Annotated in this window: 19 protein-coding genes; 10 read left to right on the top strand and 9 right to left on the bottom strand. The window is 71.0% G+C overall.

The window, feature by feature from the left end:
• Positions 1-39 precede the first annotated feature (39 nt).
• A complete protein-coding gene (locus tag ACLF6P_RS04760) occupies positions 40-1,236 on the top strand; it encodes a MarP family serine protease (RefSeq protein WP_415948311.1) in 1,197 nt (398 codons plus the stop codon).
• A 119-nt stretch (positions 1,237-1,355) separates the two neighbouring features.
• Here ACLF6P_RS04760 and ACLF6P_RS04755 read toward each other — a convergent pair whose 3' ends face one another.
• The 6 genes from ACLF6P_RS04755 to ACLF6P_RS04730 form a co-directional block, all read right to left on the bottom strand.
• The gene (locus ACLF6P_RS04755; protein ID WP_415948310.1) at positions 1,356-1,547 is read right to left on the bottom strand and encodes a hypothetical protein; all 192 of its coding nucleotides are present in this window, start codon (positions 1,545-1,547) and stop codon (positions 1,356-1,358) included.
• A gap of 111 nt (positions 1,548-1,658) precedes the next feature.
• Positions 1,659-2,648, bottom strand: coding sequence for an alpha/beta fold hydrolase (locus tag ACLF6P_RS04750; RefSeq protein WP_415948309.1), 990 nt, complete (start codon positions 2,646-2,648; stop codon positions 1,659-1,661).
• Complete coding sequence (locus ACLF6P_RS04745; protein WP_415948307.1) at positions 2,645-3,157, bottom strand: phage holin family protein; 513 nt, start codon at positions 3,155-3,157, stop codon at positions 2,645-2,647. Before ACLF6P_RS04745 ends, ACLF6P_RS04750 begins: the two co-directional genes overlap by 4 nt.
• A 109-nt stretch (positions 3,158-3,266) precedes the next feature.
• Entirely contained in the window at positions 3,267-4,688 is a 1,422-nt protein-coding gene (gene nhaA, locus ACLF6P_RS04740; RefSeq protein WP_415948306.1) for a Na+/H+ antiporter NhaA, read from the bottom strand.
• 252 nt (positions 4,689-4,940) lie between these two features.
• The gene (gene acs, locus ACLF6P_RS04735; protein ID WP_415948304.1) at positions 4,941-6,908 is read right to left on the bottom strand and encodes an acetate--CoA ligase; all 1,968 of its coding nucleotides are present in this window, start codon (positions 6,906-6,908) and stop codon (positions 4,941-4,943) included.
• A gap of 161 nt (positions 6,909-7,069) precedes the next feature.
• Entirely contained in the window at positions 7,070-9,439 is a 2,370-nt protein-coding gene (locus ACLF6P_RS04730) for a SulP family inorganic anion transporter (RefSeq protein WP_415948303.1), read from the bottom strand.
• A 302-nt stretch (positions 9,440-9,741) separates the two neighbouring features.
• Between ACLF6P_RS04730 and ACLF6P_RS04725 the strand changes: the two genes are divergently transcribed.
• Complete coding sequence (locus ACLF6P_RS04725; RefSeq protein WP_415948302.1) at positions 9,742-11,019, top strand: polysaccharide deacetylase family protein; 1,278 nt, start codon at positions 9,742-9,744, stop codon at positions 11,017-11,019.
• A gap of 41 nt (positions 11,020-11,060) precedes the next feature.
• On the opposite strand, the gene ACLF6P_RS04720 is transcribed toward ACLF6P_RS04725, so the two are convergent.
• Positions 11,061-12,044 (bottom strand): ATP-binding protein, encoded by a 984-nt coding sequence (locus tag ACLF6P_RS04720; RefSeq protein WP_415948301.1) that lies wholly within the window; start codon positions 12,042-12,044, stop codon positions 11,061-11,063.
• Positions 12,045-12,145: 101 nt separating this feature from the next.
• Here ACLF6P_RS04720 and ACLF6P_RS04715 point away from each other — a divergent pair, with 101 nt between their 5' ends.
• Positions 12,146-12,958 (top strand): Fic family protein, encoded by an 813-nt coding sequence (locus tag ACLF6P_RS04715; protein WP_415948300.1) that lies wholly within the window; start codon positions 12,146-12,148, stop codon positions 12,956-12,958.
• A gap of 577 nt (positions 12,959-13,535) precedes the next feature.
• Here the strand turns inward: ACLF6P_RS04715 and ACLF6P_RS04710 are convergent.
• Positions 13,536-14,369 (bottom strand): HAD family hydrolase, encoded by an 834-nt coding sequence (locus ACLF6P_RS04710; RefSeq protein WP_415948299.1) that lies wholly within the window; start codon positions 14,367-14,369, stop codon positions 13,536-13,538.
• A gap of 565 nt (positions 14,370-14,934) precedes the next feature.
• Here ACLF6P_RS04710 and ssd point away from each other — a divergent pair.
• The 7 genes from ssd to ACLF6P_RS04675 all read left to right on the top strand — a co-directional run bounded on the left by ssd (position 14,935) and on the right by ACLF6P_RS04675 (position 20,339).
• The gene (gene ssd, locus ACLF6P_RS04705) at positions 14,935-16,017 is read left to right on the top strand and encodes a septum site-determining protein Ssd (RefSeq protein WP_415948298.1); all 1,083 of its coding nucleotides are present in this window, start codon (positions 14,935-14,937) and stop codon (positions 16,015-16,017) included.
• Positions 16,014-17,159 (top strand): TadA family conjugal transfer-associated ATPase, encoded by a 1,146-nt coding sequence (locus tag ACLF6P_RS04700; RefSeq protein WP_415948297.1) that lies wholly within the window; start codon positions 16,014-16,016, stop codon positions 17,157-17,159. The genes ssd and ACLF6P_RS04700 overlap by 4 nt, the downstream gene beginning before the upstream one ends.
• Positions 17,160-17,170: 11 nt before the next feature.
• Entirely contained in the window at positions 17,171-18,064 is an 894-nt protein-coding gene (locus ACLF6P_RS04695; protein WP_415948414.1) for a type II secretion system F family protein, read from the top strand.
• A complete protein-coding gene (locus ACLF6P_RS04690; protein WP_415948296.1) occupies positions 18,061-18,846 on the top strand; it encodes a type II secretion system F family protein in 786 nt (261 codons plus the stop codon). The genes ACLF6P_RS04695 and ACLF6P_RS04690 overlap by 4 nt, the downstream gene beginning before the upstream one ends.
• 281 nt (positions 18,847-19,127) lie before the next feature.
• Entirely contained in the window at positions 19,128-19,421 is a 294-nt protein-coding gene (locus ACLF6P_RS04685) for a DUF4244 domain-containing protein (protein ID WP_415948295.1), read from the top strand.
• Entirely contained in the window at positions 19,408-19,854 is a 447-nt protein-coding gene (locus ACLF6P_RS04680) for a TadE family type IV pilus minor pilin (protein ID WP_415948293.1), read from the top strand. Before ACLF6P_RS04685 ends, ACLF6P_RS04680 begins: the two co-directional genes overlap by 14 nt.
• Before the next feature lie 38 nt (positions 19,855-19,892).
• On the top strand, positions 19,893-20,339 hold the full coding sequence (locus ACLF6P_RS04675; protein WP_415948292.1) for an Rv3654c family TadE-like protein: 447 nt from the start codon (positions 19,893-19,895) through the stop codon (positions 20,337-20,339).
• On the opposite strand, the gene ACLF6P_RS04670 is transcribed toward ACLF6P_RS04675, so the two are convergent.
• The gene (locus tag ACLF6P_RS04670; protein ID WP_415948291.1) at positions 20,305-22,782 is read right to left on the bottom strand and encodes a DEAD/DEAH box helicase; all 2,478 of its coding nucleotides are present in this window, start codon (positions 22,780-22,782) and stop codon (positions 20,305-20,307) included. The two genes, ACLF6P_RS04675 and ACLF6P_RS04670, sit on opposite strands and share 35 nt — an antisense overlap.
• Positions 22,783-22,841 lie beyond the last annotated feature (59 nt).

The raw sequence follows: 22,841 nt of genomic DNA, 5'->3' as shown, positions 1-22,841 counted from the left end.
GAGGAGTGGCGACTGTGACGCGAGGCGAGGCGTGATCAGGTGAACGTGCTCGACATCCTGCTGATTCTCGCCGCGGTCTGGTTCGCGATCGTGGGCTACCGGCAGGGCTTCGTCGTCGGCATCCTCTCGGTGCTCGGCTTCCTGGGCGGCGGGCTCGCCGCGATCTATCTGCTGCCCGTGATCTGGAAGCTCTTCACCGAGGAGCAGGCCGGCACCACCGCCGTGTTCGTCTGGATCGCGGTGGTCATCGTCTGCGCCTCCGTCGGCCAGGCCCTCACCACCCACCTGGGCAACAAGCTGCGCCGCCACATCACCTGGTCACCGGCGAGATTCCTGGACGCCACGGGCGGCGCCCTGGTCAACGTGCTCGCGCTGCTCCTGGTCTCCTGGCTGATCGGCTCGCTCCTCGCGGGCACCCCGATGGCGGCGCTCGGCAAGGAGGTACGCAACTCCAAGCTGCTCAACGGGATCGACCGCGCCCTGCCGGGCCAGGCCGACACCTGGTTCACCAACTTCCGCTCCGTACTCGCGAACAACGGCTTCCCACAGGTCTTCAGCCCCTTCGCCAACGAGCCGATCACCGAGGTCCGCCCGCCCGACCCCGGACTGGCCCACAGCGCCGTCCCCGGGCGCGCCAAGGGCTCCATCGTGAAGGTGCTCGGCACGGCGACCGGGTGCAGCAAGGTCCTCGAAGGCAGCGGCTTCGTCTTCGCCGACCGCCGCGTGATGACCAACGCCCATGTGGTCGGCGGCGTCGACGAGCCCACCGTCCAGATAGGCGGGGAGGGCAAGAAGTACGAGGCCACGGTCGTGCTCTACGACTGGAAGCGCGACATCGCCGTACTCGACGTGCCGAACCTGAACGCCCGGCCGCTGAAGTTCAGCGACCGCGAGGCGCGCACGGGCGACGGCGCGATCGTGGCCGGCTTCCCGGAGAACGGCCCCTACGACGTCCGCTCGGCCCGCGTCCGCGCCCGGATCAACGCCAGCGGACCCGACATCTACGGCAGCGCCACGGTGCGCCGCGATGTCTACTCGCTGTACGCCAACGTCCGCCAGGGGAACTCCGGCGGACCGCTGCTCACCCCGGACGGCAAGGTGTACGGCGTGATCTTCGCGAAGTCCCTGGACAGCCCCGACACCGGCTACGCACTCACGGTGGACGAGATCCGCGAGGACATCAGCCGCGGCCGCACGGCGAACCAGGAGGTCGACACGCGGGAGTGCGCGCTGTAGCGGTGTCCGCCGTGCCGGTGTGCGCGCCGTGCCGGTGTGTGCGCCGGTGGCGGGTGCGGTCCGGGGGCGTGCGCGGTCCGGTGGTGTGCGCCGTGCCGGGGTGGTGGTGAGCTGCGGAGTCAGGCTCTGCTCGTATGCCTGAGCCGGGCCGATACCCAGCGGGCGCGGCGGCGCAGGATACGGGGGATCCCGATCGCCGCACCGGAAGGCCTGTGTCCCTGGCCCCGGAGGCCGCCGCGCTGATGCGGACCCGGCCCCGAGGCTGAGCGTCGGTTGCGTGCTGCGTCACTGTAGTCGTGCGTCCAGCCCATACCCCGACGTCTGCCCGTGCCGCATGGTCGGTAACCACCCGGGCGGCACTCAATCGGCCTATGCGCGGGGCAAAGGCCGTTCGAGGCACAGCTGTTCGCGCGGCGAGGCCGTCAGCGGTCCGGCTCGGGGTCCTTCAGCCAGTCGACGAGTTCCTTCGAGAACGCCGCAGGGTCCTCCTCGTGCGGAAAGTGCCCGAGCCCGTCGAACAGCCGCCACCGGTAGGGCGCCTCGACGTACTCGCCCGAGCCCGCCGCACTGCGCGTGCGCATCACCGGGTCGAGCGAGCCGTGCAGATGCAGCGTGGGCACCCGCACCGGCCGCTTCATCCGCCGGTTGAACTGGAAGCCGTCGGGCCGCACCAGCGAGCGCACCATCCAGCGGTACGGCTCGATCGAGCAGTGTGCCGTCGACGGGATGCACATCGCAGCGCGGTACGTGTCCACCGCCTCGTCATCGGGCAGCCGCGGCCCCGACCAGTCCCGGATCAGCTCGCCGACCAGCGCACCGTCATCGGCGACCAGCTGCCGCTCGGGGATCCACGGCCGCTGGAAGCCCCAGACGTACGAACCGGCCCTGGTCTGCCGCAGGTCACCGAGCATCGCCGAACGCCAGCGCCGCGGATGCGGCATCGAGGAGACCGCGAGCCGGCGCACCAGCTTGGGCCGCATCACGGCCGCGGTCCACGCGAGATAGCCGCCGAGCCCGTGCCCGACGAGCGCGGCATCCGGCTCACCGAGGGACCGTACGACGCCCGTGATGTCGAGCGCGAGGTTGGCCGGGTCGTAACCGCGGGGGGTGCGGTCGCTGCCGCCCACGCCGCGCAGGTCCATCGCGACCGCGCGGAAACCCGCCTCGGCGAGCGCGGGCAGCTGGTGGCGCCAGGCCCACCAGTACTGCGGAAAGCCGTGCAGGAGCAGCACCAGTGGGCCCTCGCCCATCTCGGCGATGTGGAAACGAGCCCCGTTCGCGGCGACGTCCCGGTGTGTCCAGGGCCCGTCGAGGCGTACCACCGAGGAGCCTGGAGTGGCCGCGGAGGCCTGCGCCGCCGGGTGGGCCGGGCCGGGCGCGGCGGCCGGGGAGTCAGTCGCGGGGTCCGTCATGAAGCCGAGCGTGCCACAGGCCGGGCGTCCTCGACGGCCTGGGTCAGTTCGCCCTTGCTCAGCGAGGTGACGGGGCGCGGATGCGGCTTGACGTTGCCCACGACGGCGGCGGTCTCCTTGGCGGAGGCGGCGACCTTCTGCGGGCCCTGGCTCTTCTTGGCCTTCTTGAAGAAGAGCACGCCGAGGAAGCAGAGCACCCCCGCGAGCAGCACGTTCGCCGTGAAGGAGAGCAGGAAGCACCAGGCCAGGTTCCAGCCGCCGTTCCCGTTGAACCCGCCGGTCCAGCTGTTGATCGCGTAGGCGAGCATGAAGCTCAGCATCGGCAGTGAGAAGACCAGCACGGCGGCGGCCACGATGAACAGGCCGCTGCCGGTCAAGCCCCGCGTCACGTCCTTGCGCAGTTGCGCCTTCGCCAGCGCGATCTCGTCATGGACCAGTGCGGACATCTCCGCGGTCGCCGAGGCGACCAGCTGTCCCAGGCTGCGGTCGCCGTCGTCGGCTGCGCTCATCGCGGTCTCCCTCGTCAGAAGCTTCTCGGATCTGGCATGGCGTCGGTGCACTGTCCAGTCGTGCTCTGCTCGACTGCGGCATGCTCTGTTCAGTTGCGGCAATGTCAGATCATGCCGGACTGACGCCGTCACCGCTTCCCGCGGGGGCCCGGTGTTCGCTTTCCAGGGCGCTGAGCGAGGCGAGACGGCGGTGTTCGGCGGCCTTCTCCTCGTGGATCGCGGCCATCCGAAGGTGGTAGTCGGGGTTGTCCTGTTCGTAGATGTCCGGGATGCCGTCGGAGTCCTCGTCGCGGTCCTCCTCCTCGCACATCCGCCGGTACTTGGCGTTGCGGATCTTCAGGAGCACCGTCGCGAGCAGCGCGGCGATCAGGGAGCCGGTCAGGACGGCGGCCTTGATCTCGTCGGTCATCAGGGTGTCGCCCTTGAAGGCGAGTTCGCCGATGAGCAGCGAGACGGTGAATCCGATGCCGGCGAGGGCGGAGACCGCGAAGACATCGGGCCAGGACAGGTCCTCGCTCAGTTCGGCCTTGGTGAAGCGGACCGTGAGCCATGTGCCGCCGAAGATGCCGAAGGCCTTGCCGAGCACCAGGCCGAGCACCACTCCGAGCGTCTCGGGCCGGGTGAACACGTCCCCGAGCGCGCCGCCGGAGACCGAGACACCGGCGGAGAACAGGGCGAACAGCGGAACGGCGAGTCCCGCGGACAGGGGCCGCACGGTGTGCTCGATGTGCTCGCCGGGGGAGACCTCTTCGCCGTCCTTGCGGCTGCAGCGCAGCATCAGGCCGATGGCGACACCGGCGATGGTGGCGTGCACGCCGCTGTTGTACATCAGGCCCCAGATCACCAGGGCGAGCGGGATGTAGATGTACCAGCCGCGTACGCCCTTGCGGAGCAGCAGCCAGAAGACGACCAGGCCCGCCACGGCACCGCCGAGGGCCGCGAAGTTCAGCTTGTCGGTGAAGAAGACCGCGATGATCAGGATCGCGAAGAGGTCGTCGACCACGGCGAGCGTCAGCAGGAAGGCGCGCAGCGCGGACGGCAGCGAGGTGCCGATCACGGCGAGTACGGCGAGCGCGAAGGCGATGTCGGTGGCGGTCGGCACCGCCCAGCCCTTCAGCGAGCCGTCGCCGGTGACGTTGGTCAGGACGTAGACGAGCGCGGGCGCCACCATGCCCGACAGGGCGGCGACCACGGGCAGGGCCGCGGCCTTGGGATCCCGCAGATCGCCGGCGACCAGCTCGCGCTTGAGCTCGATTCCGGCCACGAAGAAGAAGATGGCGAGCAGGCCGTCGGCCGCCCAGTGCTGGATGGACAGGTCGAGGCCGAGCGCCGAGGGGCCGATGTGGAAGTCGCGTACGGAGTCGTAGGTCTCGCTGAGCGGAGTGTTCGCCCAGACCAGGGCGGTGACTGCGGCGATGAGGAGCAGGACGCCGCCGACCGTCTCGGTCCGCAGGGCGTTCGCCACGAAGGTCCGCTCGGGCAGGGACAGACGGCCGAGGGCCTTCGGGTGGTTCTTCCTGGGCTCGGCCACGGTTCCTCCGGGGTCGGTACGGCAACGACGGATCGCTGAAGCAGTCGCCGACCAGACTTCCCGGCACACCTTGTGTTCTTGTCGCACTTCTTGCGCGATCACATACGTTACAGGGCGACCGCAGGGACAAATCTGGTGATCGGTACTTTACGCATGAAAGGGGCACCCGGCGCGTTGCCGAGTGCCCCGTTCGCGTAGGTATGGGCGGGTGACCGGAATCCGTTGTTCCGGGGTGGGCCCAGGTCCTGAGCCTCAGTCCTCCGAGCCCGCCGAGGGCAGCTTGGACTGGATGAGCGACATGACCGAGGAATCGGCCAGCGTGGTCACGTCGCCGACGGCGCGGTTCTCGGCGACGTCCCGCAGCAGGCGGCGCATGATCTTGCCCGAGCGGGTCTTCGGCAGCTCCGCCACCGGCAGGATCCGCTTGGGCTTGGCGATCGGGCCGAGCGTCGAGCCGACGTGGCCGCGCAGCTCATCGACCAGACCATCGGACTCGGCGGCGCTGCCGCGCAGGATCACGAAGGCCACGATCGCCTGGCCGGTGGTCTCGTCGGTGGCGCCCACGACCGCGGCCTCGGCGACCGAGGGGTGCGAGACGAGTGCGGATTCGACCTCGGTGGTGGAGATGTTGTGCCCGGAGACCAGCATCACGTCGTCGACGCGGCCGAGCAGCCAGATGTCGCCGTCCTCGTCCTTCTTGGCGCCGTCACCGGCGAAGTACTTGCCCTCGAAGCGCGACCAGTAGGTGTCGATGAAGCGCTGGTCGTCGCCCCAGATGGTGCGCAGCATCGACGGCCACGGCTCGGTGAGCACGAGGTAGCCGCCACCGCCGTTCGGCACCTCGTTCGCCTCGTCGTCCACGACGGTCGCCGAGATGCCCGGCAGCGGGGTCTGCGCCGAGCCCGGCTTGGTGGCGGTGACGCCCGGCAGCGGGGAGATCATCATGGCGCCGGTCTCGGTCTGCCACCAGGTGTCCACGATGGGGCAGGTGTCGCCGCCGATGTGCTTGCGGTACCAGACCCAGGCCTCCGGGTTGATCGGCTCGCCGACCGAACCGAGGACACGCAGGCTCGACAGGTCGAACTTCGCGGGGATGTCGTCGCCCCACTTCATGAACGTACGGATCGCGGTGGGCGCCGTGTAGAGGAGCGTGACGCCGTACTTCTGCACGATCTCCCAGAAGCGGCCCTGGTGCGGGGTGTCCGGGGTGCCCTCGTACATGACCTGTGTGGCGCCGTTCGCGAGCGGCCCGTAGACGATGTACGAGTGGCCGGTGACCCAGCCGACATCGGCGGTGCACCAGTAGACGTCGGTCGAAGGCTTGAGGTCGAAGACGGCGTGGTGGGTGTACGCGGCCTGGGTGAGGTAGCCGCCTGAGGTGTGCAGGATGCCCTTCGGCTTACCCGTCGTCCCCGAGGTGTAGAGGATGAACAACGGGTGCTCGGCGTCGAAGGCCTCGGGGGTGTGCTCGGCGGACTGACCCTCGACCGCCTCGTGCCACCACACGTCGCGGCCCTCGGTCCAGGCGATGTCCTCCTGGCCGGTGCGGCGGACGACGAGGACGTGTTCGACGGCGGACGACTCGGGCAGCTTGCCGATCGCCTCGTCCACGGCGGGTTTGAGCGCGGAGGGCTTGCCGCGGCGGTAGCCGCCGTCGGAGGTGATGACGAGCTTCGCGTCGGCGTCCTGGATGCGGGCGGCGAGCGCGTCGGCGGAGAAGCCGCCGAAGACCACGGAGTGGGCGGCGCCGATCCGCGCGCAGGCCAGCATCGCGACCGCGGTCTCCGGGATCATCGGCATGTAGACGGCGACGCGGTCGCCGGCCCGGACGCCCAGCTCGGTGAGCGCGTTGGCCGCCCTGGAGACCTCGTCCTTGAGCTCGGCGTAGGTGATCGCGCGGCTGTCGCCCGGCTCGCCCTCGAAGTGGATGGCGACCCGGTCGCCGTGGCCGGCCTCGACGTGGCGGTCGACGCAGTTGTACGCGACGTTGAGCCGGCCGTCGGCGAACCACTTCGCGAACGGCGGGTTCGACCAGTCGAGCGTCTCGGCGGGCTCGGTCTCCCAGGTCAGCCTGCGGGCCTGCTCGGCCCAGAAACCGAGCCGGTCGGCCTTGGCCCGTTCGTACGCCTCCGCCGTGACGTTGGCGTGCGCGGCCAGGTCGGTGGGGGGCGTGAACCTGCGGTCTTCTTTGAGCAGGTTGGCCAAGGATTCGTTGCTCACGACAGCTCCCTTTCCCAGGGTGAGTGTCCGTTGTGTCCCAGGCCACAGCTCATCAGACGGACCCTGCTGGTGACAAGGGTCTACGGCCAATTGGTTTAGACCTGTGTGAGGGTGTGGTTGTGGGCAGCCACACCCTCACACGGACGAGGCGGCGATCCGGTTCAGACCGCCGTGGTGGGCACCGCCTGCGCCGGGGCCGGATCGGCGTCCTGCATTCGGTGCTCCACACCCGTCACCGGGCCGAAGAGCCGCTCCGGCTCGGCGAGCAGATAGGCCCGCGCCTCGCCGACATGGAAGTACATGCCGTGCAGTTCGAGCCGACCCTCGGCGATCCCGCGCGCCACGGCGGGATGAAAGCGCAGGTGCTGAAGCTGCTGCACCACATTGGTGAGGCACAGCTGCTCGGCCGCATCGGCGACCTCACGCCCCGCGAGCCGGGCCCGGGCTTGCTCGCTGCCCGCAAGCCGCTCCAGGCTCGGCCGCCCGTGCCGCAGCCAGCGCCGCAGCGGGGAATCCTCAGCTCCCGGCGGGGCGCTGAGCAGCGCCTGCATGGCCCCGCAGCCCGAGTGCCCGCAGATGGTGATGGACTGCACGCGCAGCACGTCCACGGCGTACTCGATCGCCGCGGCCACCGAATCGTCCCCGCTCTCGGCGCCCGGCAGCGGCACGAGATTGCCCACATTGCGCACGACGAAGAGGTCACCGGGGCCGCTCGACGTGATCATCGACGTCACGACCCTGGAGTCCGCGCAGGTCAGGAAGAGCTGCTGGGGCCGCTGACCCTCACGGGCGAGCCGGGCGAGCTCCTCGCGCACGAGCGGGGCGGTGTTGCGCTGGAAGGCGTCGATCCCGCTGGCCAATTGACGCGTCCCGCGCAGCTCGGTCCGCCCGGGCGCGCAGCTGTGGTTGCGCCAGGGCGTCCAGGGGCCGCAGCAGGCGTGGCCGCAGGCGGCGTCACGGTGGGAACTGCCGCCGTGGGTGGGTGCGGTCAGCGGGCCGGAACGGCCGGTCAGCTCGGTCTTCCCGCCGCGCGCCGCGTGCGAGTCCTGCCAGTCGTGCAGCGTCTCGTACGCGGCGTGGTCCATGAACGAGCCGTCCAGCTCGACCACGGCGGTCGTCCCGTGCGGCACCTGGTGCAGGGCGCGGCTGAGCCGCGGCACGGCGAGGAACGTCAACTGCCCGCGCACCCGCACATGGTGGATGCCGCCCCGGTCCTCGTACGTGATCCTCGTACGGGCCAGCCGGTTCAGCGCGACCGCGACGGCGACCGCGATCCCGATGGCCACACCCTCGAGGACTCCGAGGAGGGCGACACCGGCCGTCGTCACCGCGTATACGAGCACCTCGCGGTGCCGGGTGACGGTACGGAGGTGGTTGACCGAGACCATCCGCACGCCGATCGCCATGACGAGCGCGGCGAGCGCGCCGAGCGGGATCAGGTCGAGCACCGGCACAAGGAACAGGGCCGCGATGATCACCCAGAGTCCGTGCAGCATCGCCGAGTTCCGGCTGACCGCCCCGGCGTGCACGTTCGCCGTGCTGCGCACGGCGACACCGGAAACCGGCAGCCCGCCCAGCGAACCGGAGACGATGTTGGCCAGGCCCTGTCCGCGCAGCTCCTTGTCGAGGTCGGCGCGCGGCACGGGGGGCGCGTCAGGGCGCGCTGCGGCCAGCTTGTCGGTGGCGATCGCGGAGAGCAGCGATACGACGCTGCCGACCAGGGTGATGGTCAACACCGCGGCGATCAGGCCGAGTACGGGGCCTTCGGGTAGCCCGACGAGCGCGTGGCTGCGCCACGACGGCAGGTCGACCCGGGGCAGCTGCAGCCCGGCGAACGCGGCCACGGCGGTACTGACCGCGACCGCGGCCAGCGCGGCGGGGATCTTCCGCAGCAGTCGCCCGGCGGCCGAGGGGATGCGCGGCCAGGCGAACAGGACGACGAGGGTGAGCACGCTCACCGAGAGCGCGGCCGGATGCGGATCGGTCAACTGCTGAGGCAGCTCACGGACGTTGTCGATGACCGAGCTGTGCGGTGAACCGCCGAGCACGATGTGCAGCTGGGCCATGGCGATGGTGATGCCGATGCCGGCCAGCATGCCGTGCACGATCGCGGGACTGACGGCCAGCGCGGAACGGGCCACCCGCAGATACGCCAGGCACAGCTGGGCGGCTCCGGCCAGGACGGTGATGGCGCAGGTGGTGCGCCAGCCGTACTGCTGGATCAGGTCGGCGGTGACGACGGTGAGCCCGGCCGCAGGGCCGGCCACCTGCAGCGGCGAACCGCCGAAGCGACCGGCCACGAGCCCGCCGACGGCGGCGGCCACCAGGCCCGCCTGCAGCGGGGCGCCGGTGGCGAGTGCGATGCCGAGGGACAGCGGCAGCGCGATCAGGAAGACGCAGATCGAGGCGGACAGATCGGCGCCGGCGATACGGAAGCGGCGAGGGTGGCGAGGGTGGCTGGAGTCGCTGGTGTCGCTGGTCTCGCTGGTGTGGCTGAAGTTGCTGGTGGGGCTGGGGACATCGGCAGACATGGGTTCCCGTCTCCTCCGGGGCTACGCGGTCGCTGGTAACCCCCGGGTGTGTGGCTCGGGGGTGGGCGCGGCCGTGGGTCACGGCGTAATGCGGCGGGACTTCTCTCAACTCTCGGTAAACGGATCGTAATGGAGAGTAAAGGCTTCGACCGGATATTCGGAGCAAATGGGCTAATCGTTAACCCTCTCTGGTGAATGGTCTGATTCATCGGCTTGTCTGAACAAAACTGTTCATTCTGCATGCGACCTTGGCGGCGCTCGAACTCCGAAGTACTCAGAGATCCGAAGGAAGAGGTGGGCGCATGGCCGCCACCAAGAGGCTTGCCGCGGGCCTGGCCGCGACCACGGCACTCGCCGTGGCCCTGGCCGGCTGTGCGAGTGGAGAGTCCGGCGAAGGTGCCGGGAAGAAAGGCGCGGCAGGCGCGCAGAACGCCCCCAAGATCCCGGCCCCGGGCAGCGTCAACCGACTCATCGGCGACGGCTCCACCGCATACACCGGCAGCCAGCCGAACCTCGCCAAGCCCGAGCGCCTCAAGCCCGGTCAGAAGCCCCCGCAGTTCGTGGTCTTCTCCTGGGACGGCGCGGGCGAGGACAGCCAGAAGCTCTTCTCGCACTTCCGCAAGGTCGCCAAGGCCAACAACGTCACCATGACGTACTTCCTCAGTGGCGTGTACATGCTGCCGGAGGACAAGAAGGAGCTCTACGATCCGCCGCAGCACTCACCCGGCCGCTCGGACATCGGCTTCAACGATGTCCAGGGGATCAAGGACACCGTGGAGCAGCTGCGCCTTGCCTGGCTCGAGGGCAACGAGATCGGCACCCACTTCAACGGACACTTCTGCGGTAAGGGCGGCGGCGTCGGCGAGTGGTCGGTCGAGGAGTGGAAGCACGAGATCGCGGAGGCCAAGTCCTTCGTGAAGGCCTGGAAGACCAACACCGGTGACACCAAGGCCGCTCCGCTCCCCTTCGACTACGACAAGGAGCTGATCGGCGCCCGCACGCCCTGCCTGGAAGGGCAGAAGAACTTCATGCAGGCCGCCCGTGAGCTCGGCTTCCGCTATGACACCAGCGGCGTCAACAACCAGGTCTGGCCCGAGAAGAAGCAAGGCCTGTGGGACCTGTCGATGCAGCTGGTGCCGGTGCCGGGCCGCGCCTTCGAGACGCTGACCATGGACTACAACTTCATGGTCAACCAGTCGGGCAAGACCAGCCAGGGCGACCCGGCCATGCACGAGTACTGGGGCAACCAGATGCGTGACGGCCTGATCGAGGGCTTCGAGCGCGCGTACAACGGCAACCGGGCACCGCTGATCATCGGCAACCACTTCGAGTCCTGGAACGGCGGCACGTACATGCGCGCCATCGAGGAGACGATCGAGCGCGTTTGCACGAAGAGCGAGGTCCGCTGTGTCTCCTTCCGTCAGTTGGCGGACTGGCTGGACGCACAGGACCCGAAGGTCCTGGAGAAGCTGCGCACACTGAAGGTGGGCAAGGCCCCCGAGGAGGGCTGGTCGGCCTTCCTCTCCGACAAGCCGGCTCCCGCCCCGAAGGGTGTCCCGGGCGCTCCGGCGGGCGAGTAGGCCCGCGAGCCGGACACATGGCCGAGGCGGGGTGGCGCCGCTCAGCCCGCCGAGAGCACCGCGCCTTCGTCGAGTACGAAGTCGGGGTCGATCTGGTCCGCCAGGTCGGCCCCGGCCTTCGCATTGCCCCAACTCGCCGCGTTCTTGCGGTGGAAGTGCACCATCTGGCGGGTGTAGCGCTGCCAGTCGCGATGCTCGTACGCAGCATCCGCGACCGTGCGCATTGTTTCGAGCGCGGTCCGGTTGGGCGCTTCGAGGAGCGCGAACCGGGGCGGCCGACCCTTCTCCAGCGCGCGCACCCAGTCCGAGTGCCCGACGGTCACCAACAGGTCGTCGCCGACCTCCTCCCGTAGAAAATCGATGTCCTCCTGCCCCTGCACCTTGTTGCCCACGACCTTGAGGGCGACGTCGAAGTCGCGGGCGTACTCCTTGTACTGCCGGTAGACCGAGATGCCCTTGCGGGTGGGCTCCGCGATCAGGAACGTCATGTCGAAGCGGGTGAACATGCCGGAGGCGAAGGAGTCGGACCCGGCCGTCATGTCGACGACCAGGAACTCGTCGCGGGCGTCGACGAGATGGTTCAGACAGAGCTCCACCGCCCCGACCTTCGAGTGGTAGCAGGCGACGCCGAGATCGGATTCGGTGAAAGGCCCTGTGACCATCAAACGGACTGCGGATCCGTCGAGTTCCAGCTCGTGCGCACATTTTTCGTAGACCGGGTTGTCCTCCCGGATCCGTAGCAGGCGCGAGCCCTCACCGGGCGGAGTTGTCTTGATCATCGTCTCGGCCGAGGTGATCCGCGGGTTGCTGCCGCGCAGATAGTCCTTGATGAGGGACAGCTGTCCGCCCATCGCGGGCAGCGCGGCGGCCACGTCCTCGTCGAGACCGAGTGCGGCACCCAGGTGCTGGTTGATGTCCGCGTCCACGGCGATGACAGGGGTGCCGGTGGCGGCGAGGTGACGGATGAAGAGGGAGGACAGGGTGGTCTTGCCGCTGCCGCCCTTTCCGACGAAAGCAATTTTCATGTTCACCAAGCGTAGTCGGATGAATGCACTGTGCAGTGGCTTCGCGTGAAGAAGACCACTCCTTCGTGGAGTGCGGGGCATCGCTGCGTACTGTCTTACTCATGAGTACTGCCGATCCGCTCGTCACCCTCGGCGCGCTGCCCACCGTGGCCGACTCCGTGGACTCCGTACGCAAGGCCGTGGACCGCGTCTACGGGCACCGGGTCATGCGCCGGCGCAGCAACGAGATCACCTCCGAGGCGGCGCTGCGCGGCGCGCGCGGTTCGGCCGCGCTCGCCGGTGCGGACTGGGCCCTGGAGGAGGTGCGGCGGCGCAGTGACTTCAGCGGCGACGACGATGCGCGCACGGTCGGCGCGGCGCTGCGGCTGACCGCCGAGGCGGGGCAGCTACTGTCCATCTGGCGCCAGTCGCCGCTGCGCGTCCTGGCCCGGCTGCACCTGGTGTCCGCGGGAGTGCAGGACGATACGGTCGGGCGGCCGCGCCGGAACGGAGAGCCGGTCGTCGAGCCGCTCGTCGAGCTGCCGCTGCCCGATGCGGACGAGGTGGCGGGCCGCCTCGACGGGCTCGCGCAACTGATCATCAAGGGAAGTTCCGCGCCGGCGATCGTGACGGCGGCCGTGGTGCACGGCGAGCTGCTCGCGCTGCGCCCCTTCGGTGCGTACAACGGTCTCGTGGCGCGGGCCGCCGAGCGGATCGTACTGATCGGCAGCGGCCTCGACCCGAAGTCGGTCTGCCCGGCCGAGGTGGGGTATGCGGAGCTGGGGCGGGCCGCATATGTGGCCGCGCTGGACGGGTACGCCTCCGGGACGCCCGAGGGGATGGCGGCGTGGATCGGCCACTGTGCCAAGGCGGTCGAGCTGGGCGCGCGCGAGTCGACTGCCGTGTGTGAGGCGCTTCAGCGGGGGGCGGCCTGAGGGCGGTCAGCTGTTTGCCTGGCCGGTTGGCCGATGTCCGACGGTTGGCCGGTCGGTGTCGGTCGGCCGGAAAAGGTCCCTCGGTCGGAAAGGTCCCTGAACAGGGTTGCGGCGGTACCGGAATCGGTACCGCCGCTGGCATGTCCGCCCAGTTACCAAGCGTCCTCGATATATGCCCATCAGGTCGGGGTCTTTGCCCGTTGCCTGGTGCGGCTGGCCCGTAATCGACGGGTCGACGTCGCGTGGGTGCTCGGCTTCCATGCTTCGGTCCGTGGGGCCTTGGTTGCGTTAAAGGTGATCCTCTCGGATGTCCTTGGTCTCGCGGGCCGTTGAATCCTTTGTACTGCAGACCCGGGGGAAGCGAAACCCCTGCGCGAAGTTCTTTACTTTTAGGTTCAAACAGGATCGAAACGGGCGCCCGTATTTCCGGCGAGGGAGGGGCGGGTCAGTCTGGTGCGGGCGCGCCGGGTGCGGTGCTCAGGTCACCCCGGCTCGACGCTCCGGCCCGTCTGCCCGTCTGCCCGTCTGCCCGTCTGCCCGTCCGCCCGTCCGCCCGTCCGCCCGTCTGCCCGGAGGCTCAGCTCGCGAACGCGCGGCGCCTGCTCGCGTACCAGACGAGTCCCGCCGTGGCCGCGGCCGCTCCCACCGCAGCGGCCGCGACGAGCGCGGGCCGCGGCGGCACGGGCAGCCCGCCCACGCGCTGCTTCAGGCGGACCGGCCGGTGGAAGTCGAGAATCGGCCAGTCCCGGCTGAGTGCTTCACGGCGCAGCGCCCGGTCGGCGTTGACCGCGCAGGGGTGGCCCACCGATTCGAGCATCGGCAGGTCGGTGGCCGAATCGCTGTACGCATAGCAGCGCTCCAGGTCGTAGCCCTCGGAGGCGGCCAGTGCGCGCACGGCCTCCGCCTTCGTCGGCCCGTACGCGTAGTACTCGATCTCGCCGGTGAAGCAGCCGTCGTCGCCGACCACCATGCGGGTCGCCACCACGCGGTCCGCACCGAGCATCTCGCCGATCGGCTCGACGACCTCCGCGCCCGATGTCGACACGATCACCACATCGCGCCCGGCGAGGTGGTGCTCCTCGATCAGTGAGGCGGCCTCGTCGTAGATGATCGGGTCGATCAGATCGTGCAGCGTCTCGGCGACGATCTCCTTGACCTGCTGCTGGTTCCAGCCCTTGCACAGCGCCGAGAGGTACTCGCGCATGCGCTCCATCTGATCGTGGTCGGCACCGCCCGCGAGAAAGATGAACTGGGTATACGCGGTCCTCAGCACCGCCCTGCGGTTGATCAGGCCGCCCTGGTAGAACGACTTGCTGAACGTGAGTGTGCTCGACTTGGCAATGACCGTCTTGTCCAGGTCGAAGAAGGCGGCTGTGCGGGGCAACGAGTGGTTTTCCACGAGGTGCAGCATAGGCGCCCACCATTCGGCGTAAGCTGGGGCGCGTGGGTTTGCCTGAGAAGGCTCTCGGGTACACCATGGAAGTCACGGATCGTTCGCGACCGTGCTAACCCGGTCCGGCTCCTCCCCCCCCGAGTCGGCCGTGGGGACGACCCCCGCTCTCCCCCCCGGCGGGGGTCGTCGCATGTCCGGGCCCGGTTAGGGCCCCTTTTTCTTGGTCGTCTCGTGCCGAGCCACCCCTTCCCGCGCCCAGCCGGCGCCTTCCTCCACCCGCTGAGACTCATCACGGTGCGTAGCGGTTGCGCTCCGCTGTGGAAGTCGTGGAGAACTCACCCGCCCGGGTGACGGAGTTATTCACATCGCTTCGGTTGTCCACAGATTTCGACCAAGATCCACAAGATTTCCCGGCTCCGTCCATCGTGATTCCTGCTCGCGGACTTCGCGGCCGGCGCCTGGGCGTTCATGGCCGCATTGGGATGCGGCATTCACATCGTTCGCAGCGTTCACGAGCGTCCGGCACCCCGGATGTTCCTCGGCGCTCAAGACGATCGAAACGTTCAGGAGAGAGGCGAGAATCATGGCGGAGACCATCGCGGAGGACGGCCGCGCCGGGGAAAAGCGGCGCGGACCGTTGATCGTGACCGAGGATGTGCAACTGCTCGACGATCTGCTGCGGCTGTGCGCCGCGGCGGGCGCGCGTGCCGAAGTGCATCACGGGGTGCCCGAGCGAAGAGACAGCTGGGACAGCGCACCCCTTGTATTAGTGGGTGACGATGCCGCGGGCAGAGTGCGCGGGGCCGCCCGCAGACGGGGCGTGTGCCTGGTCGGCAGAGAACAGGACGATCCCGGGGTGTGGCAGCGCGCCGTGGAGATCGGCGCCGACCATGTGCTGCGGCTGCCCGATGCCGAGCAGTGGATCGTCGACCGGATCGCCGACGCGGTCGAAGGCGTGGGGCGCCCGGCGCTGACCATCGGCGTCATGGGCGGCCGTGGCGGCGCCGGTGCCTCGACCCTGGCCTGCGCGCTCGCCGTGACCGCGGCACGGGCCGGGCAGCGCACCATGCTCGTCGACGGCGATCCGCTCGGCGGCGGCCTCGATGTGCTGCTCGGCGGCGAATCGGTGCAGGGGCTGCGCTGGCCCGCATTCGCACAGTCGAAGGGGCGGCTGGGCAGCGCGGCGCTGGAGGAATCGCTGCCGGAGCTCAGTTCGCTGCGCGTCCTCAGCTGGGACCGCGGGGACATGCTGACGATCTCACCCGATGCCATGCGGGCCGTCCTCGCGGCAGGGCGCAGACGAGGCGGCGTGGTCGTGGTGGATCTGCCACGGCGGGTCGACGAGGGCGTGGCCGAGGCGCTGCGGCAGCTGGACCTCGGGCTCATGGTGGTGCCCGCGGAGCTGCGGGCACTGGCCGCAGCGGAGCGGGTGGCCTCGGCCGCCAGGATGGTGCTGCGGGATCTGCGGACCGTGGTCAGAGGGCCGTTCACCGCGGGGCTCGACGCCCAGGACATGGCGCGGATGCTCGATCTGCCGCTGGTCGGTGAACTGCCGGTGGACGTCGGAGTGCTGAACGGCGGGACGCCGGCCGCGGACGCCAAGGAGCCGCTGTCGCGGTTCTGCAGCTCCTTCTGGGAGCGCGTGCCCGCGGGAGGTCCGTCATGAGCGGCGCGCTCCTCGAAGGCGTACGACAGTGGCTCGCCGAATCGGGAGCGGAACCGACCCCGGCGCGGGTCGCACAGGCACTGCGCGCACAGGGGAAGGTGCTGGGCGACAGCGAACTGCTGGGTGTCGTGGGTGAACTGCGCTCCCAGCTGGTGGGCGCCGGGCCACTGGAGCCGCTGCTCGCGGACCCACGGGTGACGGATGTGCTGGTGTCGGCGCCCGACCGGGTGTGGGTGGACCGCGGCAGCGGACTCGAACTCACCCCCGTGGCCTTCGCCGATGCGGCAGCGGTACGGCAGCTCGCGCAGCGGCTCGCGGCGGTGGCCGGGAGGCGGCTGGACGATGCGCGGCCCTGGGTGGACGCGCGGCTCCCGGACGGCACCCGGCTCCATGCCGTACTGCCGCCCGTGGCCGTCGGATCGGCCTGCCTGTCGCTGCGGGTGGTGCGGGCCAGAGCGTTCTCGCTGGGCGAGCTGGCCGCCGCAGGCACCGTGCCGCCGGGCGGTGACCGCATCCTTCGGGCCCTCGTCGAGGCGCGGGCCTCGTTCCTGGTCAGCGGCGGTACGGGCTCGGGGAAGACGACCCTGCTCGCCGCGCTGCTCGGCCTGCCCGGGCCGGGCGAGCGGATCGTACTGGCGGAGGACTCCGCCGAGCTGCGGCCCGACCATCCCCATGTCGTACGCCTCGAATGCCGCGTCGCGAACCAGGAGGGCGCGGGCCGGGTCACCCTGGAGGACTTGGTGCGCCAGGCGCTGCGGATGCGGCCGGACCGGCTCGTGGTGGGTGAGGTGCGTGGAGCGGAGGTCGTGCACCTGCTCGCCGCCCTCAACACGGGGCATGCCGGCTGCGGGACGGTTCATGCCAACGCGGCGGCGGATGTCCCCGCCCGCCTCGAAGCGCTCGGTACGGCCGCGGGGCTCGACCGCGCGGCCCTGCACAGCCAGCTCGCCGCGGCGCTCTCGGTGGTGCTGCATCTCGTACGGGACCGGGGCGGGCGTCGCCGGATCGCCGAGGTGCATGTGCTCGAACGGGACGTGGCCGGACTGGTGCGGACCGTTCCGGCGCTGCGGTGGGGCGAGCGGGCCTTCGCCTACGACGAGGGCTGGGAGCGGCTGCAGGAGATCGTCGGAGGTGCACGGTGAGCGCTTCGGCGATGTGGGGGACGCCCGCGTATGCTGCGGCGTTCTGCGCGGGGGCGGCGGTGTGGCTGGTGGCGGCCCAGGAGCGGGGCCTGCGGCGGGCGCGCGGTCTCGTCGCGGGCGGTGCCGGTGAAGCCGAGGTGAGTCCGCCGTGGGTGCGGTGGACGGCCTGGGTACGGGTGCGGGCGCGGCCCGAGTGCTGGTGCCTTGCCGCGGGGGCGCTGGTGGCTCTGGCCGGGAGGTCCGTACTGCCGCTGATCCTCGCCGGGGCGGCGGTGCCGCTCGTCGGGCGGCTGCTGCGCTCCCGCCGGGCCCGGCGGGAACAGGAGGCCCGGGCCGAGCAGGTGATCGCGCTGTGCGCAGGGCTGGCCTCCGAGGTGCGCGGCGGGAGGCAGCCCGCCTCGGCACTGTTCCTCGCGGCGCGTGAGGCGGGCGGGCTCGGAGCCGCGGGAGCCGACTCGGCGGTGCTGGCGGCCGCGCGGTTCGGTGGCGATGTGCCGGGTGCGCTGCGGGAGGCGGCGCGTGCGGGCGGGGCGGAAGGGCTCGCGGGGCTGGCGGCGTGCTGGCAGGTCGCCGTGGGCAGCGGAGCGGGTCTTGCCGAGGGGCTCGACCGTCTGGAGGCGGCGCTGCGCGCCCAGCGCGACCAGCAGGCCGAACTGCGGACCAAGCTGGCACCGGCGCGGGCGACCGCCGTGATGCTGGCGGTCCTTCCGGTCCTGGGCCTGCTGATGGGCACGGCCCTCGGCGCCGATCCCCTGGGCATCCTGCTCCACACACCCGCCGGGCTGGGGTGCCTGCTCGTGGGCGGGGTGCTGGAAGCAGCCGGGCTGTGGTGGACGGGACGCATCGTGCGCAAGGCCGAGGGCGTGGTGCCCGATGCGGGGCGAATGAAGGAGAAGGAGCGATGAGCGGGGAGGTTGTCCACAGGCTGGGGGCGGGGTTGGTGCTGGGCGTCGGGCTGCTCGCCGTGGTGGTGAGCGTGCTGCTCGGCGAGCGGCGGGAACGGGCCTTGCGGCGGCGCCTGGAGCGGTTGTCGAAGGCCGGGCCGCGGGCGCCGGCGCGTTCCGCGCGGACTCCCGCGCTGCAGGTGGCGCTCCGGCGCTGGGCTCCGGTGGTGAGCGCCGTGTGCCTGGCGTATGCGGTGGTCGGTGGCGCGGCGGGGCTGGTCCTGGCCCTGCTGGCGGGAGCGGGGGTGTGGCGATGGTGGCCGTACCCACCGGCTGAGGAGGACGCCGCAGCCGGGGCGGAGGTGAGGCGACAACTGCCGCTCGCAGCGGATCTGTTGGCGGCATGCATCGCGGCGGGTGCCGGCCCCGCGGACGCGGCGGCGGCCGTGGGCGAGTCGATGGGCGGGCCCGTGGGGGAGCGGCTGACCGGGGTGGCCACCGAGCTGCGGCTCGGCGGCGAGCCAGGGCGCTGCTGGGGGCGGTTGGCCTCGATACCCGAGGCCGCCGCGCTGGCCCGCTGCCTGCAGCGGGCCTGGAGCTCCGGCGCACCGGCCGCGGAACAGGTGGCCCGGGTGGCATCCGACTGCCGTGACCACGCGGCACGGGAGGCTCTGACCCGGGCCCACCGGGCCTCGGTCGCGGTGACGGCGCCGGTGGGGCTGTGCTTTCTGCCGGCGTTCCTGGTGATCGGGGTGGTGCCCGTGGTGGTCGGGCTCGCCGGGGAGATCCTTCGCGTGGTGTGAGCTCCGGCCGTGCCGACCGGGCCGTCGTGGGAACTCCGGCCGTGCGTACCGGGCCGTCGTGTGAGCTCCGCCCGTGACGGGCGGGCCGGCCGGACACATGAAGCCTGGCTGTGAGACCGGCCTGTTCGCGTCGGCCGGTCACGTGAGCCCGGTCCGTGCGCATCGGCCGCACGCCGGTGCGGGTGGCCGGCGGTGGCCCGAGGGGCCTGTTCGTACTCGTTTCCATCTATTCGAATTTCTGCTCAGTGGCCCGGAAGGGCCTGTTCATACGGGGAGTTGGTATGCGGTTTTTCAGGTCCGAAGAGGACGGCCGGAGCTTCGGCGGTGTGGTCGCGAGTCTGCTGCGGCGGGCCGTCGGAGCCGGCAGGCGGATGAGCGGAGTGGTCCGCCGGGCGTGGTGTGCCCGGCTGGCTCGGATGCGGGGTGCCGATGCCGGTATGACGACATCGGAGTACGCGCTGGGCACGGTGGCGGCCTGTGCGTTCGCCGCCGTCCTGTACAAGGTCGTGAGCTCCGGCGCGGTGAAGAAGCTGCTCGAAGGCGTCATCGAGAAGGCCCTCGGTGGACAGTTCTGAGGGGTGCACGGGCGATGCGCTCCGGGACGAGGCGCGCCGTGGCGAGCAGCGCCGTGGCGAGCAGCGCCAGGACGAGGGGTGCGTGACGGCCGACGGCGGGTTCGTGACCGCGGAGGCGGCCTGCGTCATACCGGTGCTGATGCTGGTCGGCCTGGGGCTGGTCTGGGCGCTGGTGAGCGCGATCGTGCAGATCCAGTGTGTGGACGCCGCCCGGGCAGGGGCCAGGGCGGCGGCCCGCCAGGAGGCGGCGGCCGATGTGGCGCAGGCAGCCCGGCGGTCCGCGCCGGGCGGGGCGGAGGTCACCGTCGCCCGGGAGGACGACCTGGTGCGGGTCACCGTCTCGGCCACCTCACCCGGCCCCGACGCGCTGTCGCTGTCCCTGCGGGCCTCCGCGGTGGCGCTCGCCGAGGAGACGGTGGGGGTGACGGGGTGAGAGCGGGTGCCTCGCGAGGGCTGAGGCTGCGGGCCCGGGTGCGTGACGACCGGGGCTCCGCGAGCGTGTGGGTGGTCGCGCTGATCGGGGCGCTGTGTCTGATCGCCGTCGGGTTGCTGCTCGCCGTGCAGGCCGTGCTCGCCCGGCATCGGGCGGGCGGTGCCGCGGATCTGGCGGCCCTCGCGGCAGCGGATCACGCGCTGCGCGGCGCCGAGCCCGCCTGCGCGCAGGCCTCACGGGTCGCGCGGGCGCAGGAGGCGGAAGTGGTGCGCTGCGCTGTGAGCGGGGAGATCGCGGATGTGACCGTACGGGTGGAGGCGGGCCCGATGTCGTCATCGGTCCGCTCACGGGCGGGCCCGCCGGAGGCCGGCTCCTCGCGGGCGGCCTCGCCGGGGCCGGTGGGGCGCGCCGGATCGCAGGGGATACCGGGACCGGTGGATCCGTCCGGCTCTAGCCCTCGGGCGCTCCCTTCAGGAGTTCCGTGAGGAGGCGTACGGCGCCGCGCTTGTGCAGGGGGTCGTTGCCGTTGCCGCACTTGGGGGACTGGACGCAGGACGGGCAGCCGGCGTCGCATTCACAGGAGGCGATGGCGGTTCGCGTGGCCGTCAGCCACTCCCGCGCGGTGTGGAAGGCGCGCTCGGCGAAACCCGCGCCGCCCGGGTGTCCGTCGTGGACGAACACCGTGGGCAGCAGTGTGTCCGGGTGGAGCGGGACGGAGACGCCGCCGATGTCCCAGCGGTCGCAGGTGGCGAAGAGGGGCAGCATGCCGATCGAGGCGTGTTCGGCGGCGTGCAGGGCGCCACCGAGGATCTCGGGGTTGATGCGGGCGGCATCGAGCTGGTCCTCGGTGACCGTCCACCACACGGCACGGGTGCGCAGGGTGCGCGGCGGAAGGTCCAGCTTCTGCTCGCCGAGGACCTCGCCGGTGATGAGCCGGCGGCGGAGAAAGGAGACCACCTGGTTGGTGACTTCGACGGAGCCGTGGCAGAGACGGCCCTCCCCCCAGGGCACCGAGACATCGGTGTCCAGGACGGAGATGGCGGTGGTGTCGCGGGCGGTCGTCGAGTAGGGCGGGTTGGCCTCCTCGACGAAGGCGACCGAGTCCTCCAGGTCGAGTTCCTTCACCAGGTACGTGCGGCCCTGGTGGAGGTGGACCGCGCCCTGGTGGACGGCGGTGTGGGCGGACGAGGCGTCGACCGTGCCGAGGAGCCGCCCGGTGCCGGCCTCGACGACTTGGACGGGCGAACCGCCCTCGCCGCGGATATCGGTCAGGTCGGCGGCCCGCTCGCGGCGCGTCCAGTGCCACGCCTTCGCGCGGCGGCGCAGCAGACCGGCCGACTCCAGCTGCGGCAGCAGCTCGGGGACCGTCGGCCCGAACAAGGGGAAATCGGTATCGGCGAGCGGCAGTTCGGCGGCCGCGGCGCACAGGTGAGGAGCGAGTACATATGGATTCCCGGGATCCAGGACCGTCGATTCGACCGGCTGCTCGAACAGGGCTTCGGGATGGTGCACGAGAAACGTGTCGAGGGGGTCGTCCCGGGCGACCAGGACGGCGAGCGCGCCCTGCCCGGAGCGCCCGGCCCGACCCGCCTGCTGCCACAGGGAGGCGCGCGTGCCCGGGTAGCCGGCGATGACGACGGCGTCCAGGCCGGAGATGTCGACGCCCAGTTCCAGGGCGGTGGTGGCGGCGAGTCCGAGGAGTTCGCCCGAATGGAGGGAGCGTTCCAGGGCGCGGCGTTCGTGCGGCAGATAGCCGCCGCGGTAGGCCGCGACCCGGCCCGCGAGGGAGCGGTCGATCTCGGCGAGGCGTTCCTGGGCGATGACGGAGACCAGTTCGGCGCCACGCCGGGAGCGTACGAAGGCGATGGAACGCTGCCCCTGCAGGGTCAGGTCGGTCAGCAGGTCCGCGGTCTCGGCGGTTGCCGTGCGGCGGACCGGCGCGCCCTTCTCGCCGTGCAGCTCGGTGAGCGGTGGCTCCCACAGGGCGAAGACCAGTTCGCCGCGCGGGGAGGCGTCGTCGGCCACCTCCTTGACCGGGAGGCCGGTGAGGCGTTCGGCGGCCACCGAGGGTTCGGCCGCGGTGGCGGATGCGAGCAGGAAGACGGGATCGGAGCCGTAGCGGGCGCACAGGCGGCGCAGGCGGCGGAGAACCTGGGCGACGTGGGAGCCGAAGACACCGCGGTAGGTGTGGCACTCGTCGATGACGACATAGCGAAGCGCGCGCAGGAAGGAGGACCAGCGGGGGTGGGAAGGGAGTATCCCGCGGTGCAGCATGTCCGGGTTGGTCAGGGCGTAGTTGGCGTACTGGCGTACCCATTCGCGTTCCTCGACCGGGGTGTCCCCGTCGTAGACCGCGGGGCGGATCGCGTGGCCGAGCGGAGCCGCGAGGTCCTTGACCGCCCGGCACTGGTCGGCCGCGAGTGCCTTTGTCGGGGCGAGGTACAGCGCGGTCGCGCCCCGCCCGTTGGGTGCCTCCGAACCGTCGAGCAGCGCGGACAGGGTCGGCATCAGATACGCCAGGGACTTGCCCGAGGCCGTACCGGTGGCGACAACCACGGACTCGCCGTCCAGGGCGTGCTCGGCCGCGAGCGCCTGGTGGGCCCAGGGGTGCTCGATTCCGGCCTTGTTCAGCGCGGCGATCACCTCGGGACGGATGCGGTCCGGCCAGAGGGCATGGCGGCCCGCACGCGGGGGCACATGCTCCGTATGAGTGAGGCGCGCGGACCGGCTCTCCCCCGAGGCGAGCCGGTCGAGAACCGTGCGCGGAGAGGTCCGCCCGGAGGGGCCCGCACCGGGCGGCTCCTGGCGGTCGTCGAGGCGCCGGTCGGGGCGGGAATTCGTGGCCATCAACGCCGAGTGTGTCACTGGCGCGACGGACAATGCTCCCAAGGCGTCGTGCTCGCCTGCCCGTAAGTGATTGAATGCCATGGCGGCTGGCGTTACGCCCCAGTCCTGAAGCCAGGAGTCCGGGGGGCGACCGCCCGATA

Origin of the sequence: Streptomyces lothianensis (assembly GCF_047779955.1) — a bacterium.
Taxonomy (GTDB): Bacteria; Actinomycetota; Actinomycetes; order Streptomycetales; family Streptomycetaceae; genus Streptomyces.
The sequence above is the reverse complement of the archived record's forward strand: the minus strand, read 5'-3'. Positions and strand labels throughout refer to the sequence as shown.

Excerpts from the sequence above, each read along its gene's own strand:
- ACLF6P_RS04755 (WP_415948310.1), bottom strand. The coding sequence starts at position 1,547 with ATGGGCTGGACGCACGACTACAGTGACGCAGCACGCAACCGACGCTCA.
- ACLF6P_RS04750 (WP_415948309.1), bottom strand. The coding sequence starts at position 2,648 with ATGACGGACCCCGCGACTGACTCCCCGGCCGCCGCGCCCGGCCCGGCC.
- ACLF6P_RS04745 (WP_415948307.1), bottom strand. The coding sequence starts at position 3,157 with ATGAGCGCAGCCGACGACGGCGACCGCAGCCTGGGACAGCTGGTCGCC.
- ACLF6P_RS04730 (WP_415948303.1), bottom strand. The coding sequence starts at position 9,439 with ATGTCTGCCGATGTCCCCAGCCCCACCAGCAACTTCAGCCACACCAGC.
- ACLF6P_RS04725 (WP_415948302.1), top strand. The coding sequence starts at position 9,742 with ATGGCCGCCACCAAGAGGCTTGCCGCGGGCCTGGCCGCGACCACGGCA.
- ACLF6P_RS04720 (WP_415948301.1), bottom strand. The coding sequence starts at position 12,044 with ATGAAAATTGCTTTCGTCGGAAAGGGCGGCAGCGGCAAGACCACCCTG.
- ACLF6P_RS04715 (WP_415948300.1), top strand. The coding sequence starts at position 12,146 with ATGAGTACTGCCGATCCGCTCGTCACCCTCGGCGCGCTGCCCACCGTG.
- ACLF6P_RS04710 (WP_415948299.1), bottom strand. The coding sequence starts at position 14,369 with ATGCTGCACCTCGTGGAAAACCACTCGTTGCCCCGCACAGCCGCCTTC.
- ssd (WP_415948298.1), top strand. The coding sequence starts at position 14,935 with ATGGCGGAGACCATCGCGGAGGACGGCCGCGCCGGGGAAAAGCGGCGC.
- ACLF6P_RS04700 (WP_415948297.1), top strand. The coding sequence starts at position 16,014 with ATGAGCGGCGCGCTCCTCGAAGGCGTACGACAGTGGCTCGCCGAATCG.
- ACLF6P_RS04695 (WP_415948414.1), top strand. The coding sequence starts at position 17,171 with ATGTGGGGGACGCCCGCGTATGCTGCGGCGTTCTGCGCGGGGGCGGCG.
- ACLF6P_RS04690 (WP_415948296.1), top strand. The coding sequence starts at position 18,061 with ATGAGCGGGGAGGTTGTCCACAGGCTGGGGGCGGGGTTGGTGCTGGGC.
- ACLF6P_RS04685 (WP_415948295.1), top strand. The coding sequence starts at position 19,128 with ATGCGGTTTTTCAGGTCCGAAGAGGACGGCCGGAGCTTCGGCGGTGTG.
- ACLF6P_RS04670 (WP_415948291.1), bottom strand. The coding sequence starts at position 22,782 with ATGGCATTCAATCACTTACGGGCAGGCGAGCACGACGCCTTGGGAGCA.